Annotated in this window: 5 protein-coding genes; 3 read left to right on the forward strand and 2 right to left on the reverse strand. The window is 57.6% G+C overall.

Annotated features, from left to right (window positions below; genetic code table 11):
- The first annotated feature begins 211 nt into the window (after positions 1 to 211).
- Together ASF71_RS19240 and ASF71_RS23190 are read left to right on the forward strand one after the other, a co-directional pair.
- Complete coding sequence (locus ASF71_RS19240) at positions 212 to 1,675, forward strand: DUF2254 domain-containing protein (protein ID WP_200939748.1); 1,464 nt, start codon at positions 212 to 214, stop codon at positions 1,673 to 1,675.
- A gap of 190 nt (positions 1,676 to 1,865) precedes the next feature.
- On the forward strand, positions 1,866 to 2,279 hold the full coding sequence (locus tag ASF71_RS23190) for a VOC family protein (RefSeq protein ID WP_082506213.1): 414 nt from the start codon (positions 1,866 to 1,868) through the stop codon (positions 2,277 to 2,279).
- 94 nt (positions 2,280 to 2,373) lie between these two features.
- On the opposite strand, the gene ASF71_RS19245 is transcribed toward ASF71_RS23190, so the two are convergent.
- On the reverse strand, positions 2,374 to 3,492 hold the full coding sequence (locus ASF71_RS19245) for a zinc-binding alcohol dehydrogenase family protein (protein ID WP_056303132.1): 1,119 nt from the start codon (positions 3,490 to 3,492) through the stop codon (positions 2,374 to 2,376).
- Between the two features lie 92 nt (positions 3,493 to 3,584).
- Here ASF71_RS19245 and ASF71_RS19250 point away from each other — a divergent pair, with 92 nt between their 5' ends.
- Positions 3,585 to 4,157 (forward strand): TetR/AcrR family transcriptional regulator, encoded by a 573-nt coding sequence (locus ASF71_RS19250; protein WP_082506211.1) that lies wholly within the window; start codon positions 3,585 to 3,587, stop codon positions 4,155 to 4,157.
- Between the two features lie 173 nt (positions 4,158 to 4,330).
- Here the strand turns inward: ASF71_RS19250 and ASF71_RS19255 are convergent, their stop codons facing one another.
- Positions 4,331 to 5,110: a methyltransferase domain-containing protein gene (locus ASF71_RS19255; protein WP_056303136.1), complete on the reverse strand. Its 780-nt coding sequence runs from the start codon at positions 5,108 to 5,110 to the stop codon at positions 4,331 to 4,333.
- Between the last annotated feature and the right edge of the window lie 784 nt (positions 5,111 to 5,894).

The raw sequence follows: 5,894 nt of genomic DNA on the forward strand, positions 1-5,894 counted from the left end.
TGTATCTCAACCGCTTGCTGCACTTCTTCACGAAAAACGCGGAATTTCTCGGCCAGCACGGCTATTCATTGTCCTACGCGAGGTGCAACTTCTGAGTGCCCCACTTCCGTCCGGTGATGACCTGTTGTAGAGAGATGACTTATTGTCGAACGTGGTGCCGCTATCTCCGACTAAAACTTTAGTTCCTGTGGTGTCGAGGACTTCGAGGCTGATGACGTTCTTCGGTCCGACGATTGTCATGGTTCTCGTGCCGATGCTGATGTGCAAGTTCAAAAGTCAAGGTAAATTTCATCAAGGCAATGAGACAAACAAGCATCACACCTCTCAGTCAAGGTTTCCTGGACGGAACCTGCGACAAAGCCGTAGCATCTTCACCGAGTCTAACCACATGTCTCGTCTTCTCTTCCGGCTCGGCCAGCTCAGCCGGCAATTCTGGTTCGTCCCCGCGCTCATGACCCTGGCCGCTCTGCTTCTCGCCGAACTGGGGATTCATTTTGAGGAACGCTACGGGGTTCTGCCCAGCCTCTCTTTCGTGTATGGTGGCGGCGAGACAGGAGCGCGCAGCCTACTCTCAGCTATTGCCAGCAGCAGCATTGGCGTGGCGGGCACGGTCTTCTCCATCACGATCGCCGCTCTCTCCTATGCGGCGGGGAGTATGGGCCCACGCCTGCTTGATAACTTTACGCGCGACCGAGGCAATCAGATCACATTGGGGATCTTCATCGCCACCTTCGCCTTCTCGCTCTACACCCTGCGAAGCGTACAAGGCGGAGAAGAAGTTCCCTTTGTCCCGCACTACAACGTGACCTTCGCTCTCCTGTTGGCACTAGGCTGCATTGCCGCTCTGGTGTACTACCTCGCGCACGTCACCGGCAACATCAATATGACCCGGGTCGTCAATCTCCTGCGCAATGATCTCCGCCTCACCCTGGAAGAAGTGACCCGCCCCGACGACGAGGCATCGTACTGCCAGATCCCATCAGAGACCTTCTGGGAGGGCAGCGAGACGTTGCGAGCGACCGCTGGGGGTTACCTGCAGCAGATTGACATTACTGCTCTTGCGGAGCGCGCCGCACAGAGAGGAACTGTGGTGCGTCTTCTGGTCCGGACGGGCGATTATGTCTTCCCGCATATGGCCGTCGCTCAGGGTCAGCCAGCCCTGCCCCCGCGGATGCTCGATACCCTGATGTTGGGGGATGAGCGGGTCTCACGGCAAGACCTCGAATACAGCGTGCGGCAATTGACTGAGGTAGCAGCGCGTGCGTTGAGTCCCAGCACCAACGACCCCATCACAGCTATTGACGTGATTGACCGTTTCGGGGACGCACTATGCAGTCTCCGGGACCGGGAATGGCCCAATGGTTGCCATGTCCACGGCGGTGAATTGCGGTTGATCGTGCCCACGACGGACTTTGCCGGGCTGGTCAATACGATGTTCCGGCCCATCCGGCAATACGGTGCGGGGGACCCAGCGGTGGTCATCCGTTTCCTGGAGGTCGTGAATGAAGTGGCCCTGTGTTTACGTGAGCCGCAGAGACGCCATGCGCTCCTACGCCACGCGGAACTCATGGTGCACGACGCGATGAACAAAATAGAGAATCCTAGTGACCGTGCTGACGTACAGGAGCGCTATGCTCAAGTTCAGGCTACTGTTTCTCTCTCACGTGACCAGTGATTTTGGTCAGTTTCTGTCAAGGCGACTGGTCAGTTCCATCACACTATGGATCAAGTGGGGGTTTCTAAAAGTCTGTACTAATAGGCAGTATTTCTAGAGCCATCTCTATACACTTAATGAGACCCTTCGCCCTCAGCAGGAAAAATAAAAACATCCCCCGCCCTACACAGTTTTGCAAAAGGTGGGGAAAATGGAATGGACTCTTGAAGCCATCGTGGTGCCTGTGAGCGACGTCGAGCGCGCCTGCGCGTTCTACACCACTCAACTAGGATTTGCGGTAGATCACGCTACGCAGGTGACCCCTACGCGGCGAGTGGTGCAACTGACTCCGCCAGGCTCAGGATGCTCCATTGTCTTGGGAACGGGCATGTCAAAAATGTCCCCAGGTTCCTTACATGGACTACAGCTTGTCGTGCGAGACCTACGACTCGCTCGGACACAGCTTGTCGCACGGGGTGTCGATGTAGGCGACATTCGCATTATTGGTGGGAGTGGACCACGGACTGCTGAATCAGAAGAAGAGCTGAACTATGTAGGTTTTTTGTTCTTCAACGATCCCGATGGGAATGGTTGGGCTATTCAACAGATTGATACTCGGCGCTAGCACGATAACGAGACCTAACGACTTGGCACGGGACTTGGCCTCATACCAGGTCGTTGTTCATAGCTGGTGCATAAGACGAGTCTGATCAGCGCACTTATAGAGAAATGACTACCTTGCGAGCAGAAACGCCCTGACGATGCGTCTCAACACCAAGTTGCACGGTCTCCAGACCATGCCCGACGACCTCCGGCTCCGGCGCCGCTCTATACCGACCCGACGCAAGTGCGGCGGGCAGGAAGTCTTCAAAGATCAGCTGTCCGACTGCGTCATTCATCAGTGACGCACCCCAGATGCTGCTCGTCCGTATACCCGCACGCCTAGCCTTGACCTGTAGGAGTGCTGTGGTAGCTAGCATTTGACTCATCAGTTGAGGAAGCAACAGGGGTGAACGCTTCTTCTGGCTGAGCGGCTCAAACGACACTGGCGTGCTCGCCATCGAGATGACCTTCCGCCCCTTGGAAGCCTGGAGCACTTCGATACAGGCACCTGCAGAACCAGTCGCCAGCGAGAGTGCCCCAGCCAGCGTCTTGTGCTCGCATGCCCTGATCACTTCCTCCACTACATCTTCACGGTGATAGTCGAAGACCTGGCTGGCTCCCAATGACCGGACGTACTCGAAGTTCTGCGGCGAGGCCGTTGTGATGACATCGTAGCCGGCAGCGGTAGCGAGTTGGATGGCATTACTCCCGACACTGGTGGCACCACCCCAAATCAGCACCGTCTCACCCGTAGGGTCCGGAAGAGCAGAGGGATGGCGCAGGCCCAACTGCCCCTCCTGGAACAAGCCACAGGCAGCGGTGGACAGCGCGAGAGGCAGCACAGCAGCCTGCTCGTACTTCAGTTCATCCGGCAAGGGGCAGGCCAGCCGTTCCAACACCACCGCATACGTCTGAAACGCGCCCTCTGCCGGGGAATTGCGGTTCTTTTCAGTGCCCACTGCAAGTGCCAGCACCCGGTCCCCGACTTGGAAGCGGGCGACTCCCGGCCCAACTTCAACGACTTCTCCAGCGAGATCGAAGCCTAGAACCGCAGGGGATTTGAGCCAGGGATAGGCGAAGCGGCCGATGTGGGGAATCAGCCCATCCACTGGGTTGACGGCGACAGCGCGGGTATGAACAACGATTTCCCCTTGACCGGGTGATGTATAGGGCGCTGGAGCGACTTCGAGTGTGGGATGACCCTGAATGTACCAGGCGGCAGTGTTGATCGGCATGGGAAGAGCTCCTTTCCGCACCACAATGATGGCACGGCGTGTCATCACGCTATCCAGTCACGGCACTCCATGTCAACACTTACACTCTCTCCATGGCACGGTGGCAAGCAGGAGCAGGAGATCGACTGGAACAAGCAGCGCTCGCGCTGTTCCTGGAACAAGGCTTCGCGGAAACGACCGTGCCGCAGATTGCGGCGCGTGCCGGTCTGACGACCCGCACCTTCTTCCGTCACTTTGCCGACAAGCGCGAGGTCCTTTTTCGCGCAGACGCGAACGTCCCCATCCTCATCCAGGAGCTGATGGCTGAAGCTGCCTTGAGCCTGAGTCCATTGACGCTGATCTCCACCCGGTTGGGCGGATTTGCCGAGCAGGTCTTCGCGGGGCAACGGGACATCCTGCTCCTCCAGCAGCGGATCATCCAAACGGATCCTGGATTGCAAGACCGGAAACGGCGCAAGATGGCGACTCTCCGAGACGCCATTATTGCTGGCTTCCTTCAGCGCGGTACGGAACGCCTCGTCGCCACAATCGCAGCCGACTTGGCGATGTCGGTGCTCGGAACGGCTCTGGAACGCTGGCTCTCAGCAGATGGGACGACGCCGTTCACGACATATGTTGCTGAAGGCCTTCAAGCGCTTCACGTCTTAAAGGAGCAGGAGCTGTAGAAATTCCCTTTCATAGAAGGCTATCTCTTGGTGCCTGATTATTGATAACGGCATAAGCTGACGTTTGCCTTCGTTCGATTAAACCGAGCAGAGAGCAATTCGGATGGCCTGCATATCCGCAAGGGTGGTGCGAATTGACGTCGTTATCTATCATCGGTACATCAACTCGGTTTTTAATTCTCCGGCTTGCCCCCTATGAACAGCACCCGCGTGAAGGCATAATAGACCCGCTCACTCGGAAAGGTCGCCCGCAGCCGTTCTCGATAGGCAGCCAGAAAGCGCTCGCCATCTCCTTGCGAGAGCCGCGACAGGTAGGGCACGAGCGCCGTGCCGCGTGTCCACTCGACGAGGCCCAGCGCGCCCGGCAGGACGACCGGGTAGACCTTGCTCAGGGCGGTGATGTCCTGTGCCCCCAAGGCATCGAGGAGTTCGGCGTAGGCGGCGGGCGTGAGGACTGGCGAAGCCCCGTGGGCCGTGCCGAAGCGGGTAAAGCCGCCGAGTTCGGCCGCGAACTCTTGGGCCGTCTCGGTCAGCAGGCGGTGGCTGGGGTGGTCGTGATTGGCAGGCACCTGCACGGCCAGCACACCGCCGGGCCGCAGCCTCGCCCACAGCCGTGCGAGGAGGGCCGGGTGGTTCGGCAACCACTGCAACGAGGCATTGGCATAGATGAGGTCGTATTCACCCGTCAGCCCGGCGATGTCACCCTGCTCGAAGCGCAGATTGGGAGTTGCAGGTCCCCCCGCGGCTTGCGCCAGCATCTCGGCGCTGCTGTCCAGTCCCAGCACCTGTGCTGCCGGAAAGCGTTCGGCAAGCTGCCGTGCCTGCTCGCCCGTCCCGCAGCCCAGGTCCACGATGTTATGGTAATCCCTCACCGGAACGAGGGCCTGGAGATCTTGGGCCGGGGCGCTGCGGGCTGCCCGGAAGCGGTGATATTGCTCAGGATTCCACGTCATAGAAGAAGGCTAAAGTGCTAGGGTCGCTCTGTGTGCGTACTGTGGGAGTGACACCTGATAGACACGTAAATGCACACCCCAAACATTGAGCGAGCATAGGTCGTGCTTGACCGAGACTGAGCTTCGGGAGCTGCCCCATTTGAGGATTTATCTTGCCAGAGGGCTGTTAGATTCGAGGGCCGGAACCCAGTCAACGTCATGCAATTGCCCCCTTATCGAACGTAACAGGGTAAAGCTGAAATCTCACGATTGATAACAGCGTAAGTTGACGTTTGCCTTCGTCCACCCTAACCGAGTAGAAAGCAATTCGGACGTCTTGCATGTCCGCAGGAGAGTGCAAATTTACGTCCTTATCAATAAATGTAATGACACGGACCTTTATTTTTTATAGATCACCGCGAACAGGCTGATCTGTATGCTAGAAGCCATCCCAATATTGGCGGCGGGAGAGATTATTTCTCCGTTGTTCAAGAGGAACCGTAGAAGGAACCCCCAAAGCGTGGATAAGGCCCCCCTCTTCTGGTCGGGAGATCGGCGGCGATGAATGGGACGAGAAGCGACCCTGGTAGGCTCATTTGGTGTCCATCCTCTTCCAGCATCGCTTGATGCCACTTCGCGACATGCTTGCTGAACACAAAGCGACTGGTACCGACCCCTTCCAGTGGTACTTGAAGGGCTGGTATTCCCCTCAGTAGATGACAACTTCATTTTTTACTGCTCCTGACGCTGAAAAAGGGCTGATGATCGCCTCCAGAAAGGTCACCAGTCGTTCTGGTTTCCAGCG

It is taken from the genome of Deinococcus sp. Leaf326 (genome assembly GCF_001424185.1).
In the GTDB taxonomy this organism is placed as follows: Bacteria; Deinococcota; Deinococci; order Deinococcales; family Deinococcaceae; genus Deinococcus.

What these genes read in the sequence shown, in the direction of transcription:
- ASF71_RS19240 (WP_200939748.1), top strand. Translation starts at nt 212, where the DNA reads ATGACGTTCTTCGGTCCGACGATTGTCATGGTTCTCGTGCCGATGCTG.
- ASF71_RS23190 (WP_082506213.1), top strand. Translation starts at nt 1,866, where the DNA reads ATGGAATGGACTCTTGAAGCCATCGTGGTGCCTGTGAGCGACGTCGAG.
- ASF71_RS19245 (WP_056303132.1), bottom strand. Translation starts at nt 3,492, where the DNA reads ATGCCGATCAACACTGCCGCCTGGTACATTCAGGGTCATCCCACACTC.
- ASF71_RS19250 (WP_082506211.1), top strand. Translation starts at nt 3,585, where the DNA reads ATGGCACGGTGGCAAGCAGGAGCAGGAGATCGACTGGAACAAGCAGCG.
- ASF71_RS19255 (WP_056303136.1), bottom strand. Translation starts at nt 5,110, where the DNA reads ATGACGTGGAATCCTGAGCAATATCACCGCTTCCGGGCAGCCCGCAGC.